The 26619-nt window shown below is 69.8% G+C and carries 24 protein-coding genes; 16 read left to right on the forward strand and 8 right to left on the reverse strand.

The genetic code is table 11. The features are described from left to right. Nucleotides 1-23: 23 nt before the first annotated feature. The 6 genes from ABIA35_RS16035 (at nt 24) to ABIA35_RS16060 (ending at nt 8441) form a co-directional block, all read left to right on the forward strand. A complete protein-coding gene (locus tag ABIA35_RS16035; RefSeq protein WP_370358385.1) occupies nt 24-923 on the forward strand; it encodes a carbohydrate ABC transporter permease in 900 nt (299 codons plus the stop codon). After that, nucleotides 920-1816, forward strand: a complete 897-nt coding sequence (locus tag ABIA35_RS16040; RefSeq protein WP_370339443.1) for a carbohydrate ABC transporter permease — start codon at nt 920-922, stop codon at nt 1814-1816. The genes ABIA35_RS16035 and ABIA35_RS16040 overlap by 4 nt, the downstream gene beginning before the upstream one ends. Next, nucleotides 1813-5712 (forward strand): hypothetical protein, encoded by a 3900-nt coding sequence (locus ABIA35_RS16045; RefSeq protein WP_370358386.1) that lies wholly within the window; start codon nt 1813-1815, stop codon nt 5710-5712. Before ABIA35_RS16040 ends, ABIA35_RS16045 begins: the two co-directional genes overlap by 4 nt. Next, complete coding sequence (locus ABIA35_RS16050; RefSeq protein ID WP_370358387.1) at nt 5709-6524, forward strand: NAD-dependent epimerase/dehydratase family protein; 816 nt, start codon at nt 5709-5711, stop codon at nt 6522-6524. The genes ABIA35_RS16045 and ABIA35_RS16050 overlap by 4 nt, the downstream gene beginning before the upstream one ends. Nucleotides 6525-6591: 67 nt before the next feature. After that, nucleotides 6592-7401, forward strand: a complete 810-nt coding sequence (locus ABIA35_RS16055; protein ID WP_370358388.1) for an SDR family NAD(P)-dependent oxidoreductase — start codon at nt 6592-6594, stop codon at nt 7399-7401. Between the two features lie 8 nt (nt 7402-7409). After that, on the forward strand, nt 7410-8441 hold the full coding sequence (locus tag ABIA35_RS16060; protein WP_370339435.1) for a mannonate dehydratase: 1032 nt from the start codon (nt 7410-7412) through the stop codon (nt 8439-8441). A gap of 3 nt (nt 8442-8444) precedes the next feature. Here ABIA35_RS16060 and ABIA35_RS16065 read toward each other — a convergent pair whose 3' ends face one another. Further along, on the reverse strand, nt 8445-9512 hold the full coding sequence (locus ABIA35_RS16065) for an NUDIX hydrolase (RefSeq protein WP_370358389.1): 1068 nt from the start codon (nt 9510-9512) through the stop codon (nt 8445-8447). A gap of 81 nt (nt 9513-9593) precedes the next feature. Between ABIA35_RS16065 and ABIA35_RS16070 the strand changes: the two genes are divergently transcribed. Further along, complete coding sequence (locus tag ABIA35_RS16070) at nt 9594-10349, forward strand: rhomboid-like protein (RefSeq protein WP_370358390.1); 756 nt, start codon at nt 9594-9596, stop codon at nt 10347-10349. On the opposite strand, the gene ABIA35_RS16075 is transcribed toward ABIA35_RS16070, so the two are convergent. From ABIA35_RS16075 to ABIA35_RS16085, 3 genes are all read right to left on the reverse strand, one after another. Further along, nucleotides 10297-11007, reverse strand: coding sequence for a class I SAM-dependent methyltransferase (locus ABIA35_RS16075; RefSeq protein WP_370358391.1), 711 nt, complete (start codon nt 11005-11007; stop codon nt 10297-10299). The genes ABIA35_RS16070 and ABIA35_RS16075 overlap by 53 nt on opposite strands. 76 nt (nt 11008-11083) lie before the next feature. Further along, a complete protein-coding gene (locus ABIA35_RS16080; protein ID WP_370358392.1) occupies nt 11084-12385 on the reverse strand; it encodes a hypothetical protein in 1302 nt (433 codons plus the stop codon). Beyond that, nucleotides 12379-12909: a SigE family RNA polymerase sigma factor gene (locus ABIA35_RS16085; RefSeq protein WP_370358393.1), complete on the reverse strand. Its 531-nt coding sequence runs from the start codon at nt 12907-12909 to the stop codon at nt 12379-12381. The genes ABIA35_RS16080 and ABIA35_RS16085 overlap by 7 nt, the downstream gene beginning before the upstream one ends. A gap of 123 nt (nt 12910-13032) precedes the next feature. On the opposite strand from ABIA35_RS16085, the gene ABIA35_RS16090 reads away from it, so the two are divergent. From ABIA35_RS16090 to ABIA35_RS16100, 3 genes are all read left to right on the forward strand, one after another. Next, nucleotides 13033-14589 (forward strand): ATP-dependent DNA ligase, encoded by a 1557-nt coding sequence (locus tag ABIA35_RS16090; protein WP_370358394.1) that lies wholly within the window; start codon nt 13033-13035, stop codon nt 14587-14589. A gap of 113 nt (nt 14590-14702) precedes the next feature. Further along, nucleotides 14703-16130 (forward strand): ATP-binding protein, encoded by a 1428-nt coding sequence (locus tag ABIA35_RS16095; protein WP_370358395.1) that lies wholly within the window; start codon nt 14703-14705, stop codon nt 16128-16130. Between the two features lie 184 nt (nt 16131-16314). Then, nucleotides 16315-16734 (forward strand): nuclear transport factor 2 family protein, encoded by a 420-nt coding sequence (locus ABIA35_RS16100; RefSeq protein ID WP_370358396.1) that lies wholly within the window; start codon nt 16315-16317, stop codon nt 16732-16734. Nucleotides 16735-16768: 34 nt separating this feature from the next. Here the strand turns inward: ABIA35_RS16100 and ABIA35_RS16105 are convergent, their stop codons facing one another. After that, nucleotides 16769-18064 (reverse strand): peptidase inhibitor family I36 protein, encoded by a 1296-nt coding sequence (locus ABIA35_RS16105; RefSeq protein WP_370339418.1) that lies wholly within the window; start codon nt 18062-18064, stop codon nt 16769-16771. Between the two features lie 146 nt (nt 18065-18210). After that, nucleotides 18211-19248 (reverse strand): LuxR C-terminal-related transcriptional regulator, encoded by a 1038-nt coding sequence (locus ABIA35_RS16110; RefSeq protein WP_370339416.1) that lies wholly within the window; start codon nt 19246-19248, stop codon nt 18211-18213. A 363-nt stretch (nt 19249-19611) separates the two neighbouring features. Here ABIA35_RS16110 and ABIA35_RS16115 point away from each other — a divergent pair, with 363 nt between their 5' ends. From ABIA35_RS16115 to ABIA35_RS16130, 4 genes are all read left to right on the forward strand, one after another. Then, the gene (locus ABIA35_RS16115; protein ID WP_370339414.1) at nt 19612-20310 is read left to right on the forward strand and encodes a C39 family peptidase; all 699 of its coding nucleotides are present in this window, start codon (nt 19612-19614) and stop codon (nt 20308-20310) included. 311 nt (nt 20311-20621) lie between these two features. Then, complete coding sequence (locus tag ABIA35_RS16120) at nt 20622-21629, forward strand: hypothetical protein (RefSeq protein ID WP_370339412.1); 1008 nt, start codon at nt 20622-20624, stop codon at nt 21627-21629. A gap of 51 nt (nt 21630-21680) precedes the next feature. Next, complete coding sequence (locus tag ABIA35_RS16125) at nt 21681-22280, forward strand: hypothetical protein (RefSeq protein WP_370339410.1); 600 nt, start codon at nt 21681-21683, stop codon at nt 22278-22280. Between the two features lie 106 nt (nt 22281-22386). Further along, the gene (locus ABIA35_RS16130; protein ID WP_370339408.1) at nt 22387-23430 is read left to right on the forward strand and encodes an aldo/keto reductase; all 1044 of its coding nucleotides are present in this window, start codon (nt 22387-22389) and stop codon (nt 23428-23430) included. Between the two features lie 64 nt (nt 23431-23494). On the opposite strand, the gene ABIA35_RS16135 is transcribed toward ABIA35_RS16130, so the two are convergent. Next, a complete protein-coding gene (locus ABIA35_RS16135) occupies nt 23495-24322 on the reverse strand; it encodes a heavy metal-binding domain-containing protein (RefSeq protein WP_370339406.1) in 828 nt (275 codons plus the stop codon). 206 nt (nt 24323-24528) lie between these two features. On the opposite strand from ABIA35_RS16135, the gene ABIA35_RS16140 reads away from it, so the two are divergent. Both ABIA35_RS16140 and ABIA35_RS16145 read left to right on the forward strand, forming a co-directional pair. Continuing rightward, on the forward strand, nt 24529-25125 hold the full coding sequence (locus ABIA35_RS16140; RefSeq protein ID WP_370339404.1) for a hypothetical protein: 597 nt from the start codon (nt 24529-24531) through the stop codon (nt 25123-25125). A gap of 2 nt (nt 25126-25127) precedes the next feature. Continuing rightward, nucleotides 25128-25439 carry a hypothetical protein gene (locus tag ABIA35_RS16145; RefSeq protein ID WP_370339402.1) on the forward strand — a complete coding sequence of 104 codons (312 nt, stop codon included), beginning with the start codon at nt 25128-25130 and terminating at the stop codon, nt 25437-25439. A gap of 126 nt (nt 25440-25565) precedes the next feature. Here the strand turns inward: ABIA35_RS16145 and ABIA35_RS16150 are convergent, their stop codons facing one another. Then, nucleotides 25566-26483 (reverse strand): HNH endonuclease, encoded by a 918-nt coding sequence (locus ABIA35_RS16150; RefSeq protein ID WP_370339400.1) that lies wholly within the window; start codon nt 26481-26483, stop codon nt 25566-25568. Nucleotides 26484-26619: the final 136 nt, after the last annotated feature.

Raw genomic sequence — 26619 nt, forward strand, 5'->3', positions numbered from 1 at the left:
CTGATTCTTTGAGAGGAGGCGGCGTGTCGCGCTGTCCCTTCGGAACCTCACGCACCCGACGGTTCATCCCCTGGGCCAGCATCTCGATCCCGGGGATCGGGTGGCTGCTGTTCGGGCTCTACCCGTCGTTGGCCACCATCGGGTACTCCTTCACGCAGTACTCGGGACTGCCCGGCACGCCGCTGAACTTCTGCGGATTCTGCAACTACACGACCGGCTTCACCGCGCTGTGGGGCGAGCTGTGGCCGGCCATCAAGACGACGCTGATCTACGTCGCCGGCGTCACCATCATCCAGAACGCGGTGGGCCTCGGCCTGGCGATGCTACTGAACCGCAAAGGCCGCTCGTACACCTTCTACCGCGCGCTGATCTTCATGCCGCAGATCTTCTCGGTCGCGGTCGTGGGCACCATCTTCGCCCTGATCCTGGACCCGGTCATGGGCCCGGCCGAGACCGCGTGGCACGGCGTCTTCCACAGCACCTCGGCCTTCCTCGGCGACAACAGCCTGGCGCTGCCGCTGGTGATGCTCGTCAACATCTGGATGTTCTCCGGCTACTCGATGCTGATCTACATAGCCGGCCTGCGGAACATCCCGAAGCCGGTCTACGAGGCCGCCGCCCTCGACGGCGCCGGCAAGTGGCGGGTGTTCCGACACGTCACCTGGCCGCTGCTGGCCCCGGCGACCACCGTCAACGTCTTCCTCACCGCGATGGGCACGCTCGGCGAGTACGCACTGATCCTCGTCCTGACCGGCGGCAACTTCGGCACCAAGACCCTGGGGCTCTACATGTACGACTCGGCCTTCGGCGGCAACAGCCAGCTCGGGTACGGCTCCATGCTCGCGATCCTGCAGTTCGGGCTGACGGTCGTGATCGGCGGCGGGCTGCTTTGGGGGCTGCGGCGCAGGGAGATTCAGCTGTGAGCGGCAAGCGCACCCTGCACACGCCGTCCCGCGCCTCGCTCCTGGCCCGCGCCGGCGGACGCCAACTGCTGTGCTTCGTGATCGCGGCGCTCGTGTTCGCGGCTCCCCTGGTCTACCTGTTCCTGCAGTCGTTCAAGACCTTCACCGGCTTCCTCCAGGATCCGACCGGCAGTCCGCATCCGTGGACCAAGCAGAACTTCGGCGACGCCTGGAGCGCCGGGGACTTCGGCCGGGAGATGATCAACAGCCTGATCTACGCGGTCATCCCGGTCACGATCACCCTGACGCTCGGCGTGTTCCTGGCGTTCCCGATCTCGCGCGGCTGGTTCCGGCACTCGAACATGCTCTACAGCTTCTTCATCTTCTCCGGGTTCCTGCCCGGCGGGCTGATCCCGCTGTTCATCGAGGCCCGGGCGCTGCACCTGTACAACTCGATGCCCGGCTACCTGCTGATGGTGAGCCTGTCGGGGGCCGGGTTCTTCTTCTTCGTCGGCTACATCAAGGGCATCCCGCGCGAGATCGACGAGGCGGCGGCCCTGGACGGCTGCGGCTACATCCGCTTCATCTTCACCATCGTCATCCCGCAGATGAAGCCGGCCCTGGCGACCTTCGCCATCTTCGGCTTCGTCGGCGCCTGGAACAACCTGATCCTGCCGCTGGTGATGCTCTCGGACAAGACGCTGTGGCCGGTGACGCGCGGCCTGTACTCGTTCTTCGGCGAGAACACGCAGAACTGGCCGCTGATCGCCGCCGGCACGTTCATCGTCGCCGCGCCGATCCTGCTGCTGTTCATCCTGCTTCAGCGCTTCCTCGTCGAAGGCGTCGCCGGCGGCGCGGCGTTCGGCACACAGGGCGTGGCCAAGGCGGCGACCGAGCAGGGGGACGCGGAGTGAGCAAGGTTTGGGGTGCGCAGGACGACCAGGTCGAGTTCGTCCTGCGCGACCTGATCGACCATCCGGAGTTCGCCTGGCCCCGGACGCTGCTGCGGTATCCGGTGCGGTGGGAGACGGCCGCGGTCAGGGCTGAGGATGTGCGGCTTGTCGACGGCAGCGGTGCGCCGGTCCCCTTCCAGCTGTCGGAAGTCACCAAGTCGGATGCGTACTTGGCTGCCGCCACGGTCTGCTTCTTTGCGGAGCTCGGACCTGGCCAGACCCATCGATTCCAGCTGTCCGCGCAGACCCGCCGACCGGTCGCGCAGCCGACAGACTCAGTCACGGTGACCGAGAGCGCAGACGAGATCCTGCTCGACAGCGGCCCGCTGCGGGTCCGGCTGCCAGCCACGGTTCCTGCGAAGGGCCGCATCCCCGGCCCCATCGCGCACTTCGACCGCGGCTCCGGCTGGGTCGGCAGCTCCGTGATCGGCGGGGCGGTCGAGACCATCCAGAGCAGGGTGCTGGAAGCCGGCCCTTTGTTCGTGGACTGCGAAGTCGCATACTCCTTCTCGAACGGCGCCCGCTACACCGCTGTGGTCCGCGCGCTGTCGGGCTGCGACTTCGTCGAGCTGTCGGAAACGATGTCGGACGGCCTCGACGCCGCCTGGGATCTCGCCTGGACCGGCCTGTCCCCCACGCACCGCTTCTCCTCTGTCTGGCCCCATGAACAGGCCCGCGCCTGGCGCCGCATCGACGACCCGATCGTCCTCGGTGGCGGTGGCGAGGACCCGAACTTCTCCGGGCCCGGCGGCACTGAGGACCCGAGCGCGGACATGATGTTCACGGTCGGTCCCTACGCCCCGAGCTTCGCCTGGGACATCCGGCCGCATGCGGCATTCTGGGATGAACAGTCGGGCGACGCGTGCGGCGTCTTCATCCGCGACCACGCGCAGTGGGACGACCGGCTCTACGCCCTGTGGGCCTCCTCGGACCAGCTCCAGATCCACTTCCGCCATGCTGGCGGCCTCCTGCACTGGACCTGGCCGCTGCGCTCCGGAACCCGCGTCGCCGGCATAGCGTTCTACAACCACGCTCCCATAGACCGGGCTTACCAGACCTCGTATGCGCGCGAGCTCCATCACTGGCAGGGCACGCTCAGCCTGGACCGGGTCAAGGACTGGCAGCTGGAGTACGACGGCGCCCACCCCGGGCCGGTCGCCGCCGAGGGCGAGTTCGCGACCGCCGACGACTTCGTGAAGGCGCTCTTCGAGGGCGACGAGGGACCGAGACTGATCGCCCGGGGCGTGAGCGAGGTCGGCGGCTATCTCAATATCCTGCAACGCCCACTGTACGACCGTTTCCTCGACGCCTACGACCGGCACCGCGAGTCCCTGAGCCCCGAGGACCGGCGCCGCGTCGAGGCGCTGCTGCTCCTGTGCGCGTACGTCTCGGCCAACGAGGAGATGACGCCGCTCCTGCGCGTGCTCGGCGGCCACCCCAACTTCCATGCCGACGGCGTAGCCGCGCTCGGCTGCCTGGCCTGGGCCTTCCCCGACCACCCGGCCGCCCCGGCCTGGAAGGACCGGTTCGAGAAGGTCGCCGAGGTGCTCGGGCGGACGTTCACCCGGCCCGCGTTGCCCGCCCACGAATCGGCCGGCGGCCGCTGGACCGAGAGCATCGCCACGTACACCTGGGCCTTCCTGCGCCCGATGACCCTGGGCAACGCCCTGGCCCGGCGCGCCGACGGCCGCAACCGCCTGGCCACGCCCGAGTACGCGGCGCTCGGCCGGTGGCTGGTCGACGCGCTCACCACCCCGATCGCCACCACCACCCCAATCGCCATCGCCACCACCGCCACCACCGACGGCCCCCACGGCCCCGACGGCCGTGACAGCCCTGATGGCCCCGGCGGCCCGCTGCGCATGCATCCCGCGCAGGGCGCGCACGCCTTCTGGCCCCGCCGCTCCCCGATCGAACTGCGCCGCCTCGCGGACGCGCTGCGCACCTACGAGCCGCTGCTCGCCGAGCACCTGATCTGGGGCAGCGACGCCAACGCGAAGGGTCTGGACGTCCGGCCCGGCATGCCCGATCCGTGGCGGCCGCTGGTGGAAACGGTCGGCGAGTCCGGTACCAATCCCCGTCTTCGCAGCTCCAAGTACACCGGCTACGGCATCACCCTGCGCGCGGACTTCTCCGGGGCATCCGAGGTCGCGGTCTTCCTCCAACAAGTCGACCACGGCCCGAACTACCGCTGGGGCATCGCCGACGACAACGGCTCCGGCCACATCTACTACTACGCCGACGGCCGCGCCTGGAGCGGGCACGGCCCCGAGGACGCCGGCGACCGGCGCGTCCCGGACGGCACGTTCGCCACGTCCTGCGCGGTGTGGAAGGACGGCGCCTTCCGCGCGATCGGACAGAACGTGCTGGAGCGCCCCTTCTACGATCTGGGCTGGGCCCAGTACGCGGAGATCGTGCCGCATCCCGAGGGCCCGGTGGCCCGGGAGTACCTCAGTCGCAGCGTCCTGCTGATGGGCTCGGACTACATCGCGGTCCACGACGCGTTCGCGCCGAAGCAGCGCATGGTCTGGACCTGGTCCACCCTGGCCGCCGCGACCGGCCACGACGCGAACAGTTTCGCCGACCCGCCGGACCGGATGCCGGCCGTCCACATGCTCAGCGATGTGCCGTTCGTGGACGAGATCCGCACCTCCACCTCGCAGATCCGGCGCTGGGAGGGCGCCGACACCGACGTGCTCGCGGTGGTCAGCCACCGCGGCGACGTGGCCGCCGACGCCCGGCCCTGGGGCGCCAGGATCCGCGGCCCGCACGGCGTGGACCACGTGTTCCGCGGCGACCGGGGCTCGATCGACCACTCGATCGGCCACCCGATCGGCCACCCGATCGACCACGCCGCGGACGGCCTGCGCTTCGCCGGCACCGTCGGCGCCATCCGGATCGGCGACGACGGCCGCACCCGGCTGGCGCTGTTCCATGGGAGCGCGATCGGGGCCGGCGACGTGCTGCTCACCACCGACGACCCGGATCTGGGCGTCAGCCTGGAGTTCGAGGACCCGGCTCACATCACAGGAGTCCTCTTCACTCGCCAGGAGACCACCGCGACGCTGCGCATCGCCTCCGGCCTCGGCGCCGGATCGCTGTTCGTGGACGGCGTCGCGCCGATGACGACCCGGCTGAGCCACACCGAGCTGCTGGTCCGGCTGCCGGCCGGGCGGCATTTGCTGGAGTTCACGCACCGGCTGCCCCGGCCGCCGGCGCCGCGGGTGCTCCGGACGGTGAACAGCAGCGCCAGTGCGGTCATCGAGTTCGGCCATGTCGACGCGGCGGAGTCCTATGTGATCCAGCTGTCCAGGGACGGCGGCAACCATTGGGAGACCGCCGGCTCGGCTCGACAAAGCCCCTTCCGGCTGACCGGGCTCGCCAACGACACGAAGTACCACGTGCGCATCGTGGCGACCAACGCCGACCAGGTCAGCGAGCCCGGGCCCGACTACCCCTGCCACGTCAGCGACAGGCGGCCGCCGGCTCCCGACGGCCTGCGCCTGGGTCTCGGCGGCGGTCACGTGGATGTTTCCTGGGGTGAGGTCCTTGGAGCATCGCGATACCGCTTGTACCGTCGGCTGAAGGGCGATCTCGGCTATCGGGAGGTGTTCTCAGGGCTGGCGTTCGAGTACCGGGACACCGAACCCGCCCCGGACCGCGTCTACGAATACGCCGTCGCCGCCGAGAACGGCAACGGCATCGGTCCGGAATCCACGCCGATCGACACGGACGCCGCCGCCTGGCGCTTCTGGGAGCCGCCTATCAAGGGCTTCCGGCGCCGGCACACGTACAACCAGCCTCCCTACACGCCGGACCCGATCGTCCCCGATTCCTATGGGGAGGCGTTGTCATGACCGAACGGATCCTGATCACCGGCGCGGCCGGGCGCATCGGCAGTGCGCTGCGTCCGTTGCTGGCACGGCCCGGCCGGGTATTGCGGCTGCTGGACATCAACGAGGTCAAGCCCGGCGAGGACAGCGAGGATGGCGAGGAGATCGTGACGGCTTCGTACGCCGATCCGAAGGCCATCAACGAGGCCTGCGAAGACGTCGACGCCGTGGTCCATCTCGGCGGCAAGCCCGGCGAGGGCACCTGGGAGGAACTGGCCGAGGTGAACGTCGAAGGCACCCGGCAGGTCCTGGATGCCGCGGTCCGGCAGGGGGTACCGCGGATCGTGCTGGCCTCCAGCATCCACGCTGCCGGGTTCTGGACCCGGGACGACCTCGGGCCGGACGGATTCCTCCCGGCAGGCGTGGCTCCGCGCCCCGACACGCTTTACGGCGTCAGCAAGGCAGCGGTGGAGGGCTTGGGGAGTCTGTACCACTCGCGGTTCGGCATCGATGTCAGCTGTCTGCGATTCGGCGCCTATCGCGCCGAGCCGCTGTCGGCCGTCGACCTCACCGTGTGGATCTCGCACGAGGACGGCGCGCGCCTGGTCGAGGCATGTCTGGCCGCGCCGGCCCCGGCCGCCTTCCGCGTGCTGTGGGGCATCTCGGCCAACACCCGGGGCTGGTTCTCCCTCGCCGAGGGCGCGGCCATCGGCTACCGGCCCGAGGACGACGCCGAACGCTTCGCGCCGGATGTCGCCGGCATCGAGCGCTTCGACTGGTCCGACCCGGTGCTGCACCGCGTCGGCGGCGGTTTCTGCGCCATGCCGCTGGGTTGATCGGGACACCCGCGGCTTGATGATCCCCCTCGGCGCTCGTTCGAGGGACCTGGAAAGGACGAACGCTGTGAAAGAGCACGCGGGGCGAGTCGCCCTGGTCACCGGCGGGGCGAGCGGGATCGGCCGGGCCGTGGCCGAGCTGCTCGCCGCCGCCGGGGCCGCGGTGGCGGTCAACGGGCTGCGGGAGGGTGACGCGGCCGAGACCGTCGAGGCGATCGCCGCGGCCGGCGGGCAGGCCGTCCCGGTGGTCGCAGACGTCTGTGACGCCTCGGCGGTCGCGCGGGCGGTCGAGACGGCCGTCGACGCCTTCGGCCGGCTGGACGTGCTGGTCACCTCGGCGGGGATCCAGCGGTACGGGACCGTGGCCGACACCGAGGAGAAGACCTGGGACGAGGTGTTCGCGGTGAACGTCAAGGGCGTCTTCCTGGCCGCGCGCGCCGCCCTGCCGCATCTGCGGCGCTCGGGGAACGGGGCGATCGTCGTGGTGTCGTCGGTGCAGGCGGTGGCGACGCAGGCGAACGTCGCGGCGTACACGGCCGGCAAGGGGGCGCTGGGCGCGCTGGTGCGGGCGATGGCGATCGACGAGGCGCCGTACGGGGTGCGGGTGAACGCCGTGTGCCCGGGCTCGGTGGACACCCCGATGCTGCGGCACTCGGCGCGGCTGTTCAGCGACGGCACGCAGGAGGGCGCCGATGCCCTGCTGGATCAATGGGGACGCGCGCATCCTCTGGGCCGGATAGCGCAGCCGGCGGAGGTCGCGGAAGTGGTGGCGTTTCTGGCCGGGCACCGGGCCGGATTCGTGACCGGCGCGGACATCCGGGTGGACGGCGGCCTGCTGGCCTCGCTGGCGGTCGCCCTGCCGGAAGACGGGGAGTGAGGGACGCGATGCGGGTGGCTCTGGGGCACGTCGACGAGTACGACGAGCGGACGGCGATGTTCGCGCATCAGCTGGGACTGCGGAGCGTGCAGCTTCATACGCCGAGCAATCTCGGCGGCGAGGAAGGGTTCTGGTCGGAGGCGGAACTCAAGGCCCTGCGGAAGCGGATCGAGGGCGACGGGCTGCGGCTGGAAGGGCTGGAGAACGTGCCGGCCGCGCATTTCGCGCTGATCCAGCGCGGGGCACCCGGCCGGGACGAGCAGATCGAGAACTACCGGCGCACGATCCGGAACATGGCCGCCGCGGGCATCCCGATCCTGGGGCACCACTGGATGCCGACGTATGTGTGGCGGACGTCGATGGAGGCGGCTGGGCGCGGGAGCGCGCACGTGTCGTCCTTCGATCTGGCCGATACCGCGGCGGGGAACGCTTTGGCGGCGTACAAGCTGACGCCGGAGGACCCGGTCGAACCGCCGCTGAGCGCCGAGGACATGTGGGCGAACTACCAATACTTCCTGGACGCGGTACTGCCGGTCGCCGAAGAGGTCGGGGTCCGGCTGAGTCTGCATCCTGATGATCCGCCGGTCGCCGAGCCGTTGGGCGGCGCGGCGCGGATCTTCACGTCCCCGGCGGCGCTCGCCGAGGCGCGGGACCGGGCGCACGGCAGCCGCGCCTGGGGCCTGACGCTGTGCACCGGGTCGGTCTCGGCGATGGCCGGGGCGGCCAACGTCACGGAGGTCATCGATCTGCTGGGGCCGAGCGGGCACATCGCGTACGTGCATTTCCGGGACGTGCGCGGGACGGTGCCGACGTTCACGGAGTGCTTCCTCGGCGAGGGCAACTTCCATCCGCCGAGCATCCTGCGGCGGCTGCACAAGGCCGGGTTCGACGGGTTCGTCATCGACGACCACGTCCCGGCGCTGGTCGGGGACGTGGCGACGTGGGGCGACACGTCTTCGGAGGCCTATTGCAGCCGGGGGCGCGCGCATGAGCTGGGCTACATCGCGGGGATCGTGGACGCGCTCGGCATCGGGGGATGAGGATCAGTCCTCGTCGTACGCCTCCGGCTCCGCCTTCTCCCATGCCGCCTCGAACACGGCCCGCTCCACCTCGGCCCGGCCCAGGACCGGGTCGTAGAGGTCGAAGGGCGGGTTGAAGGGCCAGTCGCCGGTCTTGCCAGCGGTGCCGTCGGCGTACTCGACGACCTGGCGGGTGCGGTAGCCGTCCTCGCCGATCTCCAGGAGGTAGAAGGCCTCGCCGTGCTCGGTGTCCTCGTCCCATTCCTGGCGCAGGTAGACCGTGCCGCGGCCGACGAGCGCGCCGAAGCCGGGCTGTCCGCGCTGCGCGTCGCGGGTGGCCTTGAGGCTGGTCAACGGGTTCTCGTCCGCCGCGTCGATGTCGACCTCGTCCAGGTCCCAGTCCGCGACGCGGCGGACGGTGCGGCTCCCGGTCACCACGACGACGTCCGCGACCCGCTCCATGATCTCCGTGGCGCTGCGGGCCGTGACCCACCACCACAGGGCGCCCATGCCGTAGTCGTGGCAGACGAGGTAGCGCTCCTTCACGCCGTCGCGGTAGCCCTCCGGCGAGGGGTCGCCGACACGGAAGCCGAGTTCCTCTCCGGCCCGCATCGCCGCCTTGGCCTGGTCGGCGCCGGTCTCGTGCCAGTTGATGAGCTGCGGGGCGCGCTCCAGGCTGGTCATGAAGCGGCGGTTGGTGCGGCCGTTGTCGGGGTCGGGGCCGATGGGTTCGTAGCCGATGATCGGGGCGGCGTACCGGATCTGCGCGTACGGCTCCGGGTGCTTCTCGAACCAGGTCACCACCTGGTGTCCCAAGTAGATCGCGCGGTCGGTGTCGATGAGGATCTGGGACTCCTCCATCGCCTCGCGGGCCGCGGTCTTCAGGAGGTCGCCGCCGTCCTCCGGTTCCGGGCGGCCGCCGGGAAGGGTGTAGCGGTGCGGATGCTGGGGGCCGCGGTCCTGGATCAGGACTCTGCCGTCGTCGGGGTCGATGGCCCACACGTAGGCCTGCGTGACCGGCATGCCGGGCGGGACCGACGTCTCGTGCCACTCGATGCTCGCGTTTTCGTCCGGGCGTTCCCCACTGTCCATCGCTCCTCCATCCTCGACTCGGAGATCCCATTGTGGCCGGTGATCCGGCATCGGTCGGGGCGTTTCTGCCAAGCTCGGCTCATGGCGATCGACTCCGGCCCGCGCACGGCGGCCCGCGCGCTGCCCCCGCTCGCCCGGGCCGCGCGCTCCTACCCGCGCCGCAACCCGTTGACGTTCGCCTACCTGCTGGTCATCCTGGCCGGACTGCTGTTCCTGACGAAGGTCCTGTCCGGCCCCGCCGCCGACCACCTCAAGATCGCGATCAGCACCAACCCGCACAACATGGCCCACGATCCGCTCGCGGTCCTGCTGGCCAGCCCGGCCTTCACGGCGACGGACAGCGGGGTGCTCTCCCACCTTCTGATCATCGCAGGCGGCGTGGGAGTCTGCATGGCCGCGCTGGAACGCCGCGCCGGCGCCGTCCGCACCGCCGCGGTGTTCCTGCTCGCCAACACCATCGCCACCGCCGTGGCCACCAGCGTCGCCGCCGCCGCGATCCACTCCGGCCGCTACCCGGCGAAGTGGTGGAACGGGTACGACTACGGCATCAGCTACGGCGTGCTGGCGATCGCCGCGTCCGTGACGCCGTTGGTGCCGCGCGCCGTGCGGTGGCCGTGGGCCGCGGGGGTCTTCGCATACCCGTTCGTCAGCGCGCAGTGGTTCGGCCTGCTGCCGAACTTCTCGACGATCGGCCACGAGACCGCCGCGGCGTTCGGCCTCGCCGCGGGGTACTTCCTGATGCGGGACGGCGCGACGCGAACCCGGACCCCGGCTCCCAGGACGGCTACGCCTCCCGCGCCGGCCGCCGCAACGCCACCGTCAGCACCGTCGCCTTGACGTCCAACTGCGCGAACTTCTCCGGATCCGCATCCCGCAATTCCGCCGACGGCCGCGGCTCCAGCAGGCGCTCCAACACGAACCCGCCGTCCAGCATCTCGTTCACGAACGTCTCGACGGTCATCCGCTCGAAGTTGATCGTGAACCCGCTCCCGGGCCCGCCGATCGGCGCGTCCACCCGCCCGCCCTCGTAGTACGAACCGCCGAGCCACCGCTGCTCGCTCATCGGATGCGTCGTCGAAACCAGCAGCCGCCCACCGGGCCGCACCACCCGCCGCAGCTCCGCCAGCAGCTGCCGCCGGGCGTACAGGTGGTGGTAGACCAACGCCATCACCGCAAGGTCGAACGAAGCATCCGCGAACGGCAGCGGCCGCTCCAGGTCGTGCTGCAAGAAGGTGCCACGCTCCCCCGCCGTCCGCTCGGCGACCCGCACCAGCTCCGCACTGCCGTCGATCGCGGTGACCTTCGCACCCCGGTCGGCCATCGCCGCGGCATAGAACCCCGGCCCGCACCCGACGTCGAGCACGTCTTGGCCCGCGACCTCGCCGATCAGGCCGAGCATCGCGGGCCGGTCGAGGTACGCGTTGGTCGGATGCTGTTGTCCGGCGCCGGCGAAGAAGTCGGCGAGGCCGCCGTGGTACGAGGTGTCTGTGGGCATCCGGTCAGGATGGCAGGCACCTCGTACCGGGCGGCAACGGCTTTTCCGGGTCTCGGCCGGCTGCGGGTGGGGTTCGTCAGGGCACGAACGCCCCCGGGAACTGCCCGACCGGCGCCCACGACAGGGGCCACGTCGTGCACGTCCCGTTCGGATCGGCCGGCAGCAGGAACGTCGTCTCTTGCACGACATTCAGATCCGGGGTCAGCACGGAGTACACCGCGCTGTGGCCGGTCAGCGGGAAGGGTTCTCCCCGGGATCCGCTGAGCTGTTCGTTCTTGTCCACCACGGTCGCGATCTGGTGGTCGCCGATCCAGCCGGTGGACAGGTGCCCCGTGACGTCCGCCCACTCGATGCGCTTGCCGCCGGCCTGGAGGTCGAAGACGGCGAGCACGGTTCCGTCCATCTCCATCAGATAGCGGCCGTCCGGCGAGATCTCGCCCGTCTCGGTCCGTGCGGACGGGATCCCGTTGTTCGCCGGCTCGCCTTCCTGGAGCGTCAGGGTACGAACGGTCACGCCCTGCGCGTTGAGGTAGTCCAGCTCGTTGCCGTCGGCCCTCAGCATCGGGAACAGCACCGCATCGTGGTCGCCCTCGAACTGCTGGATCGACCACTTGCCGCTGGCGACCCTGTTGAGCACCTCCTGCGGAAGCGGAACCGACGCCAGGAGACGACCCGACGCCGGGTCGTAGAAGTCGGCGGTCTTGGTCTTGAGCGCGACTCCACCGGTGTTCTCGGCGGTTTGCCATGTCAGGTCGCTGACGATCTCCTTGCCGTCGGCCGTCCAGTGCACACCGCTCACTCCGGTGATCGCGTGCGGCGTCACCCGGCCCGCGACCGCGTCCGACCAGGATCCGGCCGCCCACGACTGCGTGACGTCCACCTCGCCGACTTCCACCAGCGCCTGCTTGCCGTCGGGCGACGGGTAGAAGCTGGTCAGCGCGGTGCCTTCGAGGCCGTGATACCGCTGCGTCGCCGGGTCCCAGACGTACGCATGGTCCAGCTGCGGGCCGTGTCCGCCGAAGCACTGCGCCGCGAACGCCGTGACCGCCTCCTGCCCCAGCGGGTTCCCGAGCGCGCCCGGCGCCCGCAGCGAGCCCGGCGCTCCGCCGCCGGATCCGTCCGGGCCGTCGAGCGCCACCACGCCGACGGTCGCGGCCACCGCGAACATCGTGCCGACCGCGATGCCCGGTACCCATCGTGACCGCCTGCCCGGCATCGGCCTCCGCCACCGCGGCCCCCGCCCGGCCTCGGCGAGCGCCCGATCCGACAGCCCCAGCATGAACTTCTCGACCGCCGGGTCGTCGGCGGCGTCCGCCAACGCCTCCTGCAGTTCCTGCTCCGTGAAGTCCTGCTCCGTGAAGTCCTGCTCCGTCAACACGCCGCCTCCTCCGTCAAGCCGTCCTTCACGGTGATGTCCGCACTCACCCGCAATGCCTTCAGCGCCTTGTGATGCTGGCTGCGCACGGTCCCGGGCGAGATCCCGAGTACCGCGGCGATGTCCTCGTCGGTCCGGTCCTCGAAGTACCGCAGCACGACCACCGCGCGCTGCCCCGGCGGCAGCCGCCGCAGCGCCGCCATCACGTCCCGGCGTACGGCGACCTGGTCCGCCGGGTCCGAGCGTTCGGCGGCCGTGTCCGGCACCGTCGCCGTCGTCCGCTCGCGGTGCCACGACAACCGCCGGGTCCGGTCGACGTGCGCGTTGTAGACCGCTTTGCGCGCATAGGCCTCGGCCTGGCTCGGGTCGGCCAACCGGCCCCACTTGCGCGCCAGCCCGGCCAGCGCGCTCTGCACCAGGTCCCGGCCGTGCTCCCAGTCGCCGGTCAACAGATAGGCGGTCTGCAGCAGCGCTTTCGACCGGGCGCCGACGAACTCGCGGAACCGCTGTTCATCCTCGATGTCCAATGTCCGTTGCCCTCCTCGCCCTACTACACGAGGCGAAGCCCTGAAATCACTGCCGCGGGGCGGGGGCGGATCGTGTGGGTCACCCGGCTCGCCCTTGTCAGTGCCGTGGCGGACCATTTCCTCATGCGCTTGCTCGATCTGGCCACCACGTCCGCTGCGGTCTCCGGGACCTCGGCCCGCTCGGCCAAGATCGCCCTGCTGGCCGAGCGGCTGCGGACGGCCGGGCCCGAGGAGATCCGGGTCGCCGTCCACTACCTGTCCGGGGAACTGCCGCAGCGGCAGATCGGCGTCGGCTGGGCCACGCTGCGCGACCTGCCCGCGCCGGCGGCCGGGGTTGCGGACGGGACTGCGGACGTGGCCGAGGCCCGCGCGCTGGAAGTGGCCGAGGTCGACCGGATCCTGGAGGAGGTCGGCCAGACCTCCGGCGCCGGGTCCCAGGCCCGCCGCCGCGACCTGCTGGCCGCGCTGTTCGCCCGCGCCACCGCCGAGGAGCAGGACTTCCTGCGCCGGCTCCTGACCGGCGAGCTGCGCCAGGGCGCGCTGGACGGCGTGATGGCCGACGCGGTCGCGAAGGCCGCCGAGGTGCCGGCGGTCGAGGTGCGGCGGGCGGCGATGTTCGGCGGCGACCTGGCGGCGGCCGCGCAGACCGCGTTGCGCGACGGCGTCCCGGGACTGCGCGCGGTCGGGCTGGTGGTCGGGCGTCCGGTCCAGCCGATGCTGGCCGGGACCGCCGACGACGTGCCCGCGGCGCTGGCCAAGGCAGCCCCGGCAGCACTGGAGTGGAAGCTCGATGGGATCAGGGTCCAGATCCACCGCGACGGCGACCACGTCCAGGTCTTCACCCGCAGCCTGGACGACATCACCGACCGGCTGCCGGAGGCGGTCGCGCTGGCCCGGGCGCTGCCGGTGTCCTCGGCGGTCCTGGACGGCGAGGCCCTCGCCCTGGCCCCCGACAGCCGTCCGCGGCCGTTCCAGGAGACTTCCAGCCGGACCGGCAGCCGCCGCGATGTTGGGCGGATGCAGGAGCAGATCCCGCTTACCGTGTTCCTGTTCGACCTGCTTTACCTCGACGGCCGCGATGTGACCGAGCTGCCCTCCCGGGAGCGCTCCGACCTGCTGGCCTCGATCGCGCCGCCGGCCGCCCTGGCCCCGCGCCTGGTCACCGACGACCCCGACGCCGCGCAGGCTTTCGCCCAGGACGCGCTGGACCGCGGGCACGAAGGCGTGGTCGTGAAATCCCTCGACGCGCCCTACAACGCCGGCCGGCGCGGCTCGGCCTGGCTGAAGGTCAAGCCGGTCCACACCCTCGACCTGGTGGTGGTCGCCGCCGAGTGGGGCCACGGCCGGCGCAAGGGCTGGCTGAGCAACCTTCATCTGGCCGCGCGCGACCCGGAGACCGGCGGATTCGTCATGCTCGGCAAGACGTTCAAGGGCATGACCGACGAACTGCTCGGGTGGCAGACCGAACGGCTGCGCGCTTTGCAGACCTCGGCCGACGACTGGACGGTGCGGGTGCGGCCCGAGCTGGTCGTCGAGGTGGCTTTCGACGGCGTACAGCGCAGTTCCCGCTATCCCGGGGGCGTGACGCTGCGGTTCGCGCGGGTGGTTCGGTATCGCGAGGACAAGAAGGCTCAGGACGCCGACACGATCGACGCGGTGCGGGCGATCGGACACGCGTAAGCCTCCCCTGAAGGGCTCCCCCAATAGTTGCGCGGGCGATAGTATCCTGATCGAAAGTATCCGGATCGCTGGGTTGTCACCCACCGTGCCCACCTCGCCCACCGGGAGCCGTGATGACCCGTTTCGTCGGCAGAAGGCGCGAACTGGCCGCGCTCCATCAGATCCTCGCCCAGGTCAGCGCCGGTGACAGCGCCGGACCCGCGGGACGCTGCCTGGTCCTGCGCGGCCGCCGCCGGATCGGCAAATCGGCGCTGGTCGAGGAATTCGCCGGCACCGCCGGGGTCCCGCACGTCTACTACACCGCGGAAATCGGCATCGGCGAGGAACCCCTGGCCGAGTTCGTGCGCGCCGTCACCGCCTCCGACCTCCCGGACGCCGACGTCTTCGGCGACTCCATTCCCGGCAACTGGGCCGCCGCGTTCCGCCAACTGGCCGGGATCCTGCCCGACGACCGGCCGTCGGTGGTGGTGCTCGACGAGGTGCCGTACCTGATGGACGAGCAGGGCGCCTTCGAGAGCGTGCTGCAACGCGCGTGGGACCGCGAGCTGTCGCGCAAACCGGTGCTGCTCCTGCTCATCGGCTCGGACCTGTCGATGATGGAAGCCCTCACCTCCTACGGCCGCCCCTTCCACCAACGCGGCACCGAACTGCCGATCGGCCCGCTGAACCCCGCCGACGTCTCCGCCATGACCGGCCTGGCCGACGCCGACGCCTTCGACGCCGCGTTGATAACCGGCGGCCTCCCCGTGATCTGCGCGCGCTGGCGGGCCGGCGAGGACATGTGGTCCTTCCTCACCCGCGAGCTGGCCGATCCCTTCAGCCCCCTCACCGCCTCGGCCCAGTTGTCGCTGGCCGCCGAGTTCCCCGACCAGGCCCAGGCCCGCGCCGTCCTGGCCGCGATCGGCTCCGGCGAGCGCACCTTCACGAACATCGCGCGCACCGCCGGCGGCATCGCCCACTCGACCCTGACCCGAGCCGCCGAGCTACTGACGGACAAGCGCGTGGTCGCCGCCGAACTCCCGGTATCACTGGCCCCGTCGAAGGAACGCCGCTACCGCATCACGGACTCCTACCTGCGCTTCTGGTTCCGCTTCCTGGCCCCCCACCTGCCCGAGATCGACCGCATGCGCTCCGACCTCACCCTCGACCGCATCCGCACCGGCTGGCCCAGCTGGCGCGGCCGCGCCGTGGAACCCCTGGTCCGCGAAAGCCTGGCCCGCCTCCTCCCCGCCGCCGGCCTCCCCGCGGCCCCAGCCGTCGGCGGCTACTGGACCCGCAGCAACGACGTCGAAATCGACATCGTCGGCGCCGACCGCGCCCCCGTCGCCCGCCGCCTACTGTTCCTCGGCTCGGTCAAGTGGCTGGACCACACCCCCTTCGACACCCACGATCTCGTGGCCCTGCAACGACACCGCGACCGCGTCACCGCCGATCCGGTGCCGCTGCTCGCGGTGTCGCGAACCGGCGCACGGACCGGCGCGACTAAGGGGCTCGACGCGGTGTTCGGGCCGGGGGATCTGCTGACGCCTTGGCGAGGGTGAGGGCTGCGGCGCGCGCATGTCAGCCCTCGGCATCGGGGCGGCCGTAACCCGCCATCATCACGATCCATGATGGCTCCGAGAGCCGAGTGCCCATTGGTCACCGGAGCCGATCGCGATGAACTAAAGATGCGCCGGCAAGCAGCCGACAAACCGGAATCCGGTTGAGCATCAAGGAGAAACAGCCATGACCGCGATCGCAGCCGCCTCCCCCGCCCAGCAGCTCGTCCTGCGCTACTTCGCCGCCCTCGCCGAGGGCGACCAGGCGGCGATCCGCGAGTGCTGGGCCGAGGACGGCTCCGTCTGGTACGGCGGCGACCTGCCGATCTCGGGCACCTGGCAGGGCCGCGACCAGGTCATCGACGGCTTTCTGGCGACCGCCTTCGCGCACCTGGATCCGGAGCGGGAGATCGGGGTGAAGGTTACCAACGTCTTCGGGGAGGGCGACCAGGTGCTGGTCGAGTGGGATTCGTGGGCGACCGGGAAGACCGGCCGGCCCTACCACGAGAAGAACATCGCTGTGTTCGTCGTCCGGGACGGCAGGATCGTCACGATGCGGGAGTACGCCGACACGCAGCATTGGGAGCGTGCGCTGGTCGCGGCCTGAGGGACGCCGCGCACGCTCCCGTCACCGCCTCAGCTCAGCACGCCTGAACGAAGTAGACCGGGTCGAAGTTGTAGTTCGTGCTCCTGCTCCCCGGTGCGGATGCGGTAATGACGTTGTGGTTCTGGTCCTTGGTGTAGGCGTCCGTCCCACCGGAGTTGTCGTTGATGTAGGACCCGGCCGACAGCCAGTTCTGCAGCGCCCAGTCACCGCCGTTGTATTTGCAGTGGTAGAAGGAGAACACCGTGCCGCTGTAGTTGGTCCCGGTGTAGATGCAGAAGTGGCCGCTGTGGCAGTCCGACCCGTTGCCGGCCGCGGGGCTCGAGCAGTCGGCGTTCGACGACGTGCTGCACTGGCCGATCCCGGTGACCGACGGCCCGCTGCCGCCACCGCCGCCGGTCCACAGGTAGGTCACGGTGACCCAGCCGTTGTCGTTCAGCCCGACGTTGTAGAAGGTGCCGTCGGCCAGGTCGATGCCCGCCGGGTTGGACACGGTCCGGCCGAACTCGTCGTGGCCGCCGTTGTATCCGCTCTGATACGCCGCCTGCGCCTCGGGCTCGCCCTGCGGCAGGTTCGTGAACTCGGCGCGGTTGGCGTCCCAGTAGTCGTCGTGCGTGTTCCACGGGCCTATGTCCCACACCGGCGCCGTCTCACACCTGCTCGGACCGCAGACCTGGACCGAGTAGGAGCCGCTGCCGTTCGGCGACAAGGCCGAACCCGACGGCAGCGCCACGAAGTGGTCGCTGGGCTGGATGACGTGACCGTTCGCGGTGGTCCCGCCGACCAGGCCCTCGCGCGTGGCGTACACCTGGTAGGAGACGGACGCGGGAGCCAGTTGCGGCGCGGCGGCGGGAGCCACGCCGTAGTCGGCGCTCAGGACCAGGCCGCTGACGGTCGGAGCGGCGCCGTTCGCGGCGTCCCGCAAGGTGATTCGCGCCTGGACCTTCGTCACCGACTCCGCCAGGGACGTAGAACCGGCGGCCGCGGCGGGAATCCACTGCGTCCACTTCCCATTGACCCCGAGACCCCGGACGTCGACCTGCGCCTCCGACCCCGCAGGCCGCGCGGCGGTGAGCGTCACGGCCACCTCGTTCGCCGGCTGGGCCAGCGCGTGCTCGGGCAACACATCCTGCCCGTAGCCCCGCGTGTCCTGGGACGTCGACGCATGCACCCGGCCGTCCTTGACCGTGAGCGCCTTGCCGGTCCACGCGACGTTGAAGTCGGAAGCCTGCACCAGCGCCAGGTTCTCGCTCCAGCGAGCCCCACTCGACGCCGACTGCCCTGACGCCGCCTGCGCCGTACCGGCCATCGCACCCGTGGCAACACTCGTCACGGCAAGCACAGCCGCCGCGCCAACAGCAGCTCTCTTATACAGAGGGATTGTCATGTCTTCCTCTCGTGGGGTGACTGACACAGTCGGTAGTGTCGCAGTCCGAGAGGTTGATCGCAGTACCTTGATTCAACAGTGAACAGCACCGGTCATAGGCAGGCACTGCCAAGGAGCTCGTCTTCACAACAAGCCTCCGGCGGCGGCCGCAGCCACCCGAGCTCGCTGGCCCGCACCCCCATCTGGAAACGGCTCCGCGTCCCGAGGCGCCGCATGAGCTCCGAGGCCTTGCGCCCGACCGTCCGCGTGGACACCCCCAGGCGGCGGGCGATGTGCTCGTCGGTCTCGCCGTTGGCCAGCATCCGCAGGACCTCGCGCTCCTCGACGCCGAGGCCCTGGGCGTCCGGCGCGTTCGGCAGGCCCAGCGGGTGGGCGGCGGCCCAGATCTGCTCGAAGAGCGCGCACATCGCGGACACCACGCCGGCTCCGGTCAGCACGGTGGCGCCGGCGGAGCTGTCGTGGGGATCGATGGGGACCAGGGCGGCGTTGCGGTCGAAGACGATCAGGCGCAGGGGGACGGTGGGCGCCGTGCGGATCTGGCCGCCGATACCGGCCAGCCAGTCGGTGTAGGCGATGCTCGGCGGATCGTTGCGGATGCTGTTCAGATACACCGTGCGCATCGCGACGCCACGCTCCAGCAGCGCCGCGTCGAGCGGCTTGCTGGCCGCCAGCGTGTCGGGACGCTGCACCGGTTCCGGGACGAGCGCGAGCAGTTCGTTCCGGGTCTGCGCGGTCAGCGTCTTCAGCCGAAGCCGCACCTCGTCGATGCCGATCAGCTCTTCAGTGACGGTCCGCTCGCGGCGAGGACGGCCCTCCGTGTACTCGGCGGTGAGCATGGCCACGGCCGCACGGCCGCTCTCCAACTGGTGCTGCCGAGCCACGAGCTCGGCCTGGAGCCGGGCCAGAAGCGATTCCAGACCGACGTCGGGAGCCACCGGACGCAGCATCCGCGGATGCGCGGGCGACGTCCGGAGCAATGCCAGGCCCGACAACTCGTCGAGGGCGGTGCGCACGTCACCCTCGGGCCATCCCAGCTCCGCGCTGATGGCCTCGATCCGGAGATCCGGCTCGCGCAACAGATGCAGGTAGAGCTTCTCTGCGGCCGGCGAGACCCCGAAGGCTTCGAGCATCCCTTCCCCCGTGCGATAGAAGATTCGCGCGAACGCCAGTATGCGGTGGCTGACATACAGCGAGCAAGGAGTCGGCCACAGTAAATATCAGTACCCTGCGCAGGCAACCCTTCACGCATGATCCCGAAGCCGCCCGTCCACCACCTGTCGTGACAGGAGCCTGACACTGTGTAGTGAGTGTCCGAACCCCGACAGGGCTGCTTCCGGACACTGCCGAGGACTTCCGGTCGGCTCGTCCGGTAGCCCATGGTCGTTCTCGGCGGCGAGCCGGGCCCCCGGCCCGTCGGGCCCGACGACGAGCCCGGCCCGGCCCGCCGCCCCATGACGCCACCGTCACCTCTCTTCTCGTCCAAGGAGGACCCGATGAGAACCAAACCCACCGCCGCGGCCGTGCGCCGCCCGCTGATCGGCGGCGCGGCCGTCCTGCTCGCCCTCGGAGCCGGAGTCAGCACCGCCGCCGCGGCCGCCCCCGCCACCCCGGCGAGCGCCGGCGCGCAGGCCTCCGCCACCGTGACCCCGGACGCCGGTCCCGTGAGCAAGGGCTCCGGCTGGGCCGAGCTCACCCCCTCGCAGCAGGGCGAGCAGCGCAACTACTGGTGCGGCCCGGCCGCCCTGGTATCCACGCTGAAGGAGAGCGGCCACGGCACCCGCACCCAGACCTGGGCCGCCGGCGTGCTCAACACCACCACCAACGGCACCGACATGGGCAGCATGCTCAGCGCCCTGAACGCCTATTCCGGCGGCTTCAAGTACGACGAGGTCTTCGAGTCCGGCGCGTGGTCCAGCTACGTCTCCGGCTACGAGAGCCACCTGGTGTCCGACATCAACTCCGGCAACGGCGTGGTCGGCAACGCCTACGAGGTCCCCGGCGGCCCCCACCTGGCCGGGCATCCCAATGAACTGATCTACCACTACATCGCCATCGACGGGTACTTCGACAGCGGCGCGACCACGCACTACGCGGACCCCGCCACCACGGTCTGGAGCACCGTCCCGGCGTACTCGAACATCAGCTCCTCCCTGCTGGTCCGCATTTTGGGCGGCCGCGGCTACTACTGGTAGACGTCGGCCCGACGGACGTGCGGTCCCCCTGCCGCACCTCGGAACCCGCGATGGCCGCCGATCCCGGCCGCCATCGCGGGTTCCGTCCTGCCATCACCGCCACCATCACCATCACCATCACCGCGATACGGAGGCCGACAGTGGCTGCCACCAAAACGAGACACCGTCTGCTGGCCGCTGTGGCTGTGATCGTGACGGCAGGCGCGTGTGCTTCGGCGTGCTCCGGTTCCAGCGGTGCAAAGCCCAGCGTCCAGGCGCGCTCTTCTCAGCCTTCGACGACGCCCACTCCGTCGAGCACGGCCTTCTGCTCCGTGGCCGTTCCCGCCGCATTGACTCAGGCCGAAACGTCGGGCGCCATCGCCACGAAGACCGGCGAGACGCTGGTCCCGGCAGCGGTCGCGCCGGACGGATCGTCGTTCTTCGCCATGGACGGCAACGGCGTCCAGAACTTGAAGAACCTCATCTGGTCGCGTGATCACGGCAGCAAGCAACAGACCGTCTTCACGCTGTCCGCACCGTACGCCGGCTACGGACTGGTCAGCTTCGACGGCCGCTGGCTCATCTTCATGGCCGACCACTCGCAGCAGCTCACCGGAGCCTGGGATCTGTACGCCTGGGATTCGCAGGGCTCTGCCGCGCCCCACATCATCGCCAGCGACCCCGGCACCGCGCCGAACGCCCCGGTCGAGTGGCCGCAGGTCCGCGGCGGCAAGGCGACTTGGGTCCAGGGCCTGGCCGACGGCACGCAGCAGGTCCACCTCTACGACCTCGCAGCCGGCCACGACAAGGTCGTCCACACCGGCCACCTGGGCTCCTCCCTGTTCGCCGGCGACCTCCTGGTCTGGACCGAGGCGTTGCAGGCCGACGGACCGGTGACCCTGGCGGCCGTCTCGACCGCCACCGGCGCCCCCGCGACACTTCCCGCGCCGCTGGCCCAGGCCCAGACCGCTCCGGCGGCGATCGCGAGCGACGGTTCCACGTGGGCCTGGACCAGCGCCGACTACCGGACGCTGTACGCGTGGCACGCCGGGATGCCCGCCGCCGTCACGGTCCACACCGCGGACGAGGGCGACGCGATGGATTCCCTCGGAGCCTCGGGCGATGTGGTGACGTGGACGGACTCGACGGCGACGTTCGCCGCGGATTTGAAGACCGGTTCCTTCACGCAGGTGACGAAGCAGTATGGCAGTGCACTGACGAACGGCGACGCGGTGGCGGTGTACTACCCGCTCGGGGATGTGAAGTCGCCGGATCTGACTTACGACGCTTATGTGTTGCGGGCTTCGGCGTTGACCACGCTGCCCAAATGTTCCGCGTGAGAGGTTCATGACTTCGCCACGGCGGTAACCTCCCCACAGGAGGCGAAGCGTATGAACCGCATCACCGCACCGGCGTTCTTGGTCGTTTCGACATTGCTCTTCGCTTGCACCTCATGCTCTTCGTCAGCGCACCGCGGCCAACAATCCACCCCACAGCTCAAGACAGCGTCGCTGGCGACGTCCGATCTGCCGTTCGGCTGGGCGGTTTCGCCGCCGTCCACGGTCAGTTCGGTGACAGCTCCGTGCTCGGCGATCACGGCTGACGCCACAGCGCGGCTTCCCGCGCGGGCCGAGGTTGATTTCCAGCAGTCGGAGTACGGGCCGTTCCTTCAGGAGATCCTTGCTTCGGGGCCGGATCCGCAGGTTCGCGATGTTTGGTCGGCGGCCCAGAAGGCTGCGAGTTCGTGTTCTGCGACGCCGGCGTCCGGTACCGACTCGACGCGCCTGGCGACGACGACGTTCTCGTCCTATGGCGATGCGAGCTACGCCCTGCAGCTGACCGCTCTCCGCTCAGGTGTCACGTACGGCGGCGACGTGATCGTCATACGCAAGGGGCAGGTCTACGTCGAGGTGGCCGTCTTCGGCGTCGGCAGCGTCCCGGCCTCGCTCGTCCGCCAGCTGGTCGGTACAGCCACCCATAAGGCCTTCTAGCCCTAACAGGTCCCCAGTTCCCTTTAGCGCCGCGACAGTGCTACCTTGGTCTCATAAGTTAACGGGACTGTAGTCCCGTTAGTTCAAACGGAGGCGGGAGTTCGCCATGGAATACCGACGGCTGGGCGACTCGGGACTCGTCGTCCCCGCTCTGAGCTTCGGCGCGGGCACGTTCGGCGGCAAGGGGGCGCTGTTCAGCGCGTGGGGCGACACCGACGCCCGCGAGGCGCGGCGGCTGATCGACGTCAGCCTGGACGCGGGGGTGACGCTGTTCGACACCGCGGACGTCTACTCCGACGGGGCGTCCGAGGAGGTGCTCGGCGCGGCAATCAAGGGGCGGCGCGACCAGGTACTCCTGTCGACCAAGGCCGGCCTGCCCGTCGGCGACGGCCCGCAGGACGCGGGGACGTCACGGTCGCGGCTGGTGAAGGCGACCGAGAATGCGTTGCGGCGCCTGGGGACCGACTACATCGATCTGTTCCAGCTGCACGCATTCGACGCGCACACACCGGTCGACGAGAGCGTGTCAGCCCTCGATGATCTGGTCCGCGCGGGCAAGATCCGCTACGTCGGCGCGTCGAACTTCTCGGGCTGGCAGCTGATGAAGTCCCTCGCCGCCGCCGACCGTCTGCACGCGCCGCGCTATGTGGCGCACCAGGTCTACTACTCGCTCGTCGGCCGCGACTACGAGTGGGAGCTGATGCCCCTGGCCGCCGATCAGGGGGTCGGCGCGCTGGTGTGGAGCCCGCTCGGCTGGGGCCGGCTGACCGGACGGATCCGGCGCGGACAGCCGCTGCCGGCGGGGAGCAGGCTGCACCAGACGGCGGAATTCGGACCGCCGGTCGAGGACGAGCGGCTGTTCGCGGTGGTGGACGTGCTGGACGAGATCGCGGCGGAGACGGGGAAGGCCGTGCCGCAGGTCGCCATCAACTGGCTGCTGCGGCGGCCGACCATCTCGTCCGTCATCATCGGGGCGCGCAATGAGGAGCAGCTGCGGCAGAACCTCGGCGCGGTCGGGTGGGAGTTGAGCGCGGAGCAGGTCGCGCGGCTCGACGCGGCGAGCGGGAAGGAGGCGCCCTATCCGTACTTCCCTTACGAGCGGCAGGAGGCCTTCGCGCGGTTGAACCCGCCGCTTGTCCGTGCTCGATAGCGATGCGATGTCGCGGGCGCCGGCACCGAACTGCCAGGCGCCCGCCCAATATTTGCAGCGTTCCTCAGCCTGACAAGGGCATCGTCATCTGCGGCGACACCGGCGACGCGTCCTGATGCAGCTTGCTGACCGCGGTACCCATCGCGAAGAACTCGATGGCGTGCTCGCCCCACACCCAGTCGTTCTCATGCACCGTGACCCCGACGATGCCGTCCGCGCCGACCTGGTTGCCCTCGTACTGCATGCGGCTCATCGCGATCTCGCGGGCGTCGTAGACCGCTTGCGTGTAGGTGGCCAGCTCCGTGTTCTGGCCCGAGGCCTGGAGCGCCTGCCGGAAGGTGAGGTGCGCGACGTGGTAGACGCAGGTCCCCAGCACCAGCGCACGCGGAACCCATCCGTGCTGCCACAGGGTCCAGAAGTCCTGCCCCGACAGGTGCGAGGTGAACGGCCGCCCCGCAGGCGTCCGCAACGGCGCGGCACTGTTCTCGGCCTTGATGGCCGTCCCCACAGCGACGAACTCCATGATCTCGGCCGAGAACGCATACCGCCGCGCCCGCACCTCCACCCCGATGATGCCGTCGGCACCCAGCACGTCGGCCTCAGCCTCCATCCGCGCCATCGCCAACTCCCGCGCGGTGTACATCGCCTGCGTCAGGACACCCAGCTCCTGACTGGTGTTCCACCGCGTCGGCTGAATCCCGATGTGATAGATGCTCGTCCCCATCACCAGCCCAACAGGCGTGAACCCGGCCTGCGTGGCCAAGACGAACTCGTTCACCGACAGATCCGAGGTGAAGCAGGGCCGCCCCTGCTGCGACTGTGCGAGCCGCCCCCTGGCCGAATCCGGAAGCGGCTGCTGCTGCTGGGATATCGGCCCGTTCTGCTGTGCCATCAGTGTCTCCTCGTGCCCTCGTCGCACATCGGCGCCGACAGCCAGCCGGCGCACTGATCGTAGACGGGATGCCGGGTCAACCGAATGGCCTAGAAGTCCCTAAGCTCGCGCAGGTCCGGGCACCGCACCGCTCCGCCCAGGTCCTGGTCACGCCGGCCAGGCCTAGGGTGAGGAGAAGGCTTCCGACTCCGGAAAGGAGTACGGCCATGTCCGTCGGAGTCACGCTGAACTTCCCCACCACCACTACCGACCAGTACGACCGCACATGCGCGCTGATGGGTCTCACTCCACGCGGGCCAGGCCCGTCGGGACTGTTGTTCCACTGGGCAAGAGTCGACGGCGCCGGCATGACACTCACCGACGTCTGGACCAGCCGCGAACGCTTCGAGGAGTTCGCCCGCGACCAGATCGCACCCCTCAGCCGCCAGGCGGGCATCACAGACCCGCCGACAACCACGTTCGACGACGTCTACAACTACCTGACCGCCGGGACACTCGCGAACACAATCACGCCCATCGCAGTGGTCATGGAGTTCCAAGGCAAGATGCGCCAATACGACGAAGTGATGGACCTGATGGGCTTCGCCCCAAAGACCGGCGGCGCAGACGGCGGCCTGTTCCACTGGGTCACCGAAATCGAAGGCGGCGCACGCACCATCGACGTCTGGCAGGACCGCGCCACCTTCGAGGCCTTCGCCGAAAGCCACATCCTCCCCTACACAGCAAAGGTCGGCGTCGAACCCGCCACATCACTGACCGTGTACAACGTCTACAACTACTTCACCGCAGGCAAGGAGGCGTGAAAATGACGGCGTTCATCCAGATCATGGAATACGAAACGACCCACGCCGAGGAGTTCGACAAGCTACTCGACGAGTGGATCACAGCAACCGAAGGCAAGCGCACAGCCACCCACGACCTACACACCCAGGACCGCGACCGCACCGGCCGCTACGTGGACATCATCGAATTCCCGTCCTACGAAGCCGCGATGCGCAACAGCGAACTCCCCGAGACCCAGCGCATCGCAGCGCAGATGCGCGAGCTCTGCGACAGCGACGTGCGGTTCATGAACCTCGACGTCTTGCGCGACGAGGCCCTGGTCGGCAGTAAGTGAGACGGCATCGCACGCATTCGCGACACTGCTTAGGTGGCGCCATGTAGATCGAATCTATGTAGATTCAAGCTACTTTCCTTGGCCGCAGCCGACATGCAAGGGGCGACACGCGCATGCGAATACAGGTCAGGGCGTCGCGGCCAGGAACTCGGCGTAGCGTTCCTCGACGGCGTCTTGACTCGGCTTCTCGACGCGGTGCCGCGGAACGGCGAGGCGAACTCCGGCCATCTCCTGCAGACCGTGGAGCAGCATCGGCCCGTCCAGTTCCTCCAATATGTCCGCCCGCACCTGTACCACCAGGTCGGGACGGATCCCCAGGATGTTCTGGTCGTATGCCGCATGGTGGATCTTGCATAGCGCCATGCCGTTCGACACCGCCGCGATCCCCATCGGATGTGCGTCCCGCCGGATGTGCGCCGCGTCCAACAGCGACACATGGCGCAGGGAACACATCGCGCATCGCTGGTCGTAGGCCCGCATGACCCGTGCACGGAACACGGGCTGATGAACGCGCTGGTAGGCATGTACCTGTCGGTATCGACGCTCGATGAGCGAACCCGCGTTGACGTCCGCGAGATCGACCGGCACGTCCGCGGAGATCACGAACTGCTGGTCTGCCGCTTCCTCCGCGACCGCGTACACCGGGAAAGTTGCCAGATAGGTGCCCGCCGCTATCCCGTAGAACCAGATCATCGGCAGCATCGCCGCCATCGCCTCTCGGACCGCCCGATTGTCCGGTTCGCCGGCAGCGCCGACGCGGTATTTGTACCGCAGGAACCCGTCCTCACCTGGCACGTCCGCATACGGCGCGGAGGCTTGGTTCGGCGAGTACGTCGTCAGGATCGACACCGCCCCGGGCAGCCCGGCCGGACGCCGGATCCCCCGCCCTTGATCAATCAGCCCGATCCGTTCGCCCTCGAACTCGAACGCCATCAACTCTTCGCGCGTGACGATCGGCAGGCCCCCGCGTCCTTGCAGCCACGCGAACGCCGCCTCACGGAACCGCCTGTCGAACGCCTCACTTCGAACACTGCTACGCGTCACGCCGGCACCTTCCCACGACGGCCGGCACGAGGTCCACCACAGCCGTCGGCATCCGGTCAAGAAAGTCGCCTGGTCCACAAGACGACGGGCCATCACCTGTCCGATTCACCCGTTTGGCTCCAACCCGCCTCACCGG

This window comes from Catenulispora sp. MAP12-49 (assembly GCF_041262705.1).
In the GTDB taxonomy this organism is placed as follows: Bacteria; Actinomycetota; Actinomycetes; order Streptomycetales; family Catenulisporaceae; genus Catenulispora.

Bases quoted from the DNA above. Each gene is read 5' to 3' on its own strand.
- ABIA35_RS16110 (WP_370339416.1), bottom strand. From the start codon at position 19,248: ATGCTCGAAGCCTTCGGGGTCTCGCCGGCCGCAGAGAAGCTCTACCTG.
- ABIA35_RS16125 (WP_370339410.1), top strand. From the start codon at position 21,681: ATGAACCGCATCACCGCACCGGCGTTCTTGGTCGTTTCGACATTGCTC.
- ABIA35_RS16130 (WP_370339408.1), top strand. From the start codon at position 22,387: ATGGAATACCGACGGCTGGGCGACTCGGGACTCGTCGTCCCCGCTCTG.
- ABIA35_RS16145 (WP_370339402.1), top strand. From the start codon at position 25,128: ATGACGGCGTTCATCCAGATCATGGAATACGAAACGACCCACGCCGAG.
- ABIA35_RS16140 (WP_370339404.1), top strand. From the start codon at position 24,529: ATGTCCGTCGGAGTCACGCTGAACTTCCCCACCACCACTACCGACCAG.
- ABIA35_RS16060 (WP_370339435.1), top strand. From the start codon at position 7,410: ATGCGGGTGGCTCTGGGGCACGTCGACGAGTACGACGAGCGGACGGCG.
- ABIA35_RS16100 (WP_370358396.1), top strand. From the start codon at position 16,315: ATGACCGCGATCGCAGCCGCCTCCCCCGCCCAGCAGCTCGTCCTGCGC.
- ABIA35_RS16115 (WP_370339414.1), top strand. From the start codon at position 19,612: ATGAGAACCAAACCCACCGCCGCGGCCGTGCGCCGCCCGCTGATCGGC.
- ABIA35_RS16050 (WP_370358387.1), top strand. From the start codon at position 5,709: ATGACCGAACGGATCCTGATCACCGGCGCGGCCGGGCGCATCGGCAGT.
- ABIA35_RS16070 (WP_370358390.1), top strand. From the start codon at position 9,594: ATGGCGATCGACTCCGGCCCGCGCACGGCGGCCCGCGCGCTGCCCCCG.
- ABIA35_RS16075 (WP_370358391.1), bottom strand. From the start codon at position 11,007: ATGCCCACAGACACCTCGTACCACGGCGGCCTCGCCGACTTCTTCGCC.
- ABIA35_RS16135 (WP_370339406.1), bottom strand. From the start codon at position 24,322: ATGGCACAGCAGAACGGGCCGATATCCCAGCAGCAGCAGCCGCTTCCG.
- ABIA35_RS16095 (WP_370358395.1), top strand. From the start codon at position 14,703: ATGACCCGTTTCGTCGGCAGAAGGCGCGAACTGGCCGCGCTCCATCAG.
- ABIA35_RS16065 (WP_370358389.1), bottom strand. From the start codon at position 9,512: ATGGACAGTGGGGAACGCCCGGACGAAAACGCGAGCATCGAGTGGCAC.
- ABIA35_RS16090 (WP_370358394.1), top strand. From the start codon at position 13,033: ATGCGCTTGCTCGATCTGGCCACCACGTCCGCTGCGGTCTCCGGGACC.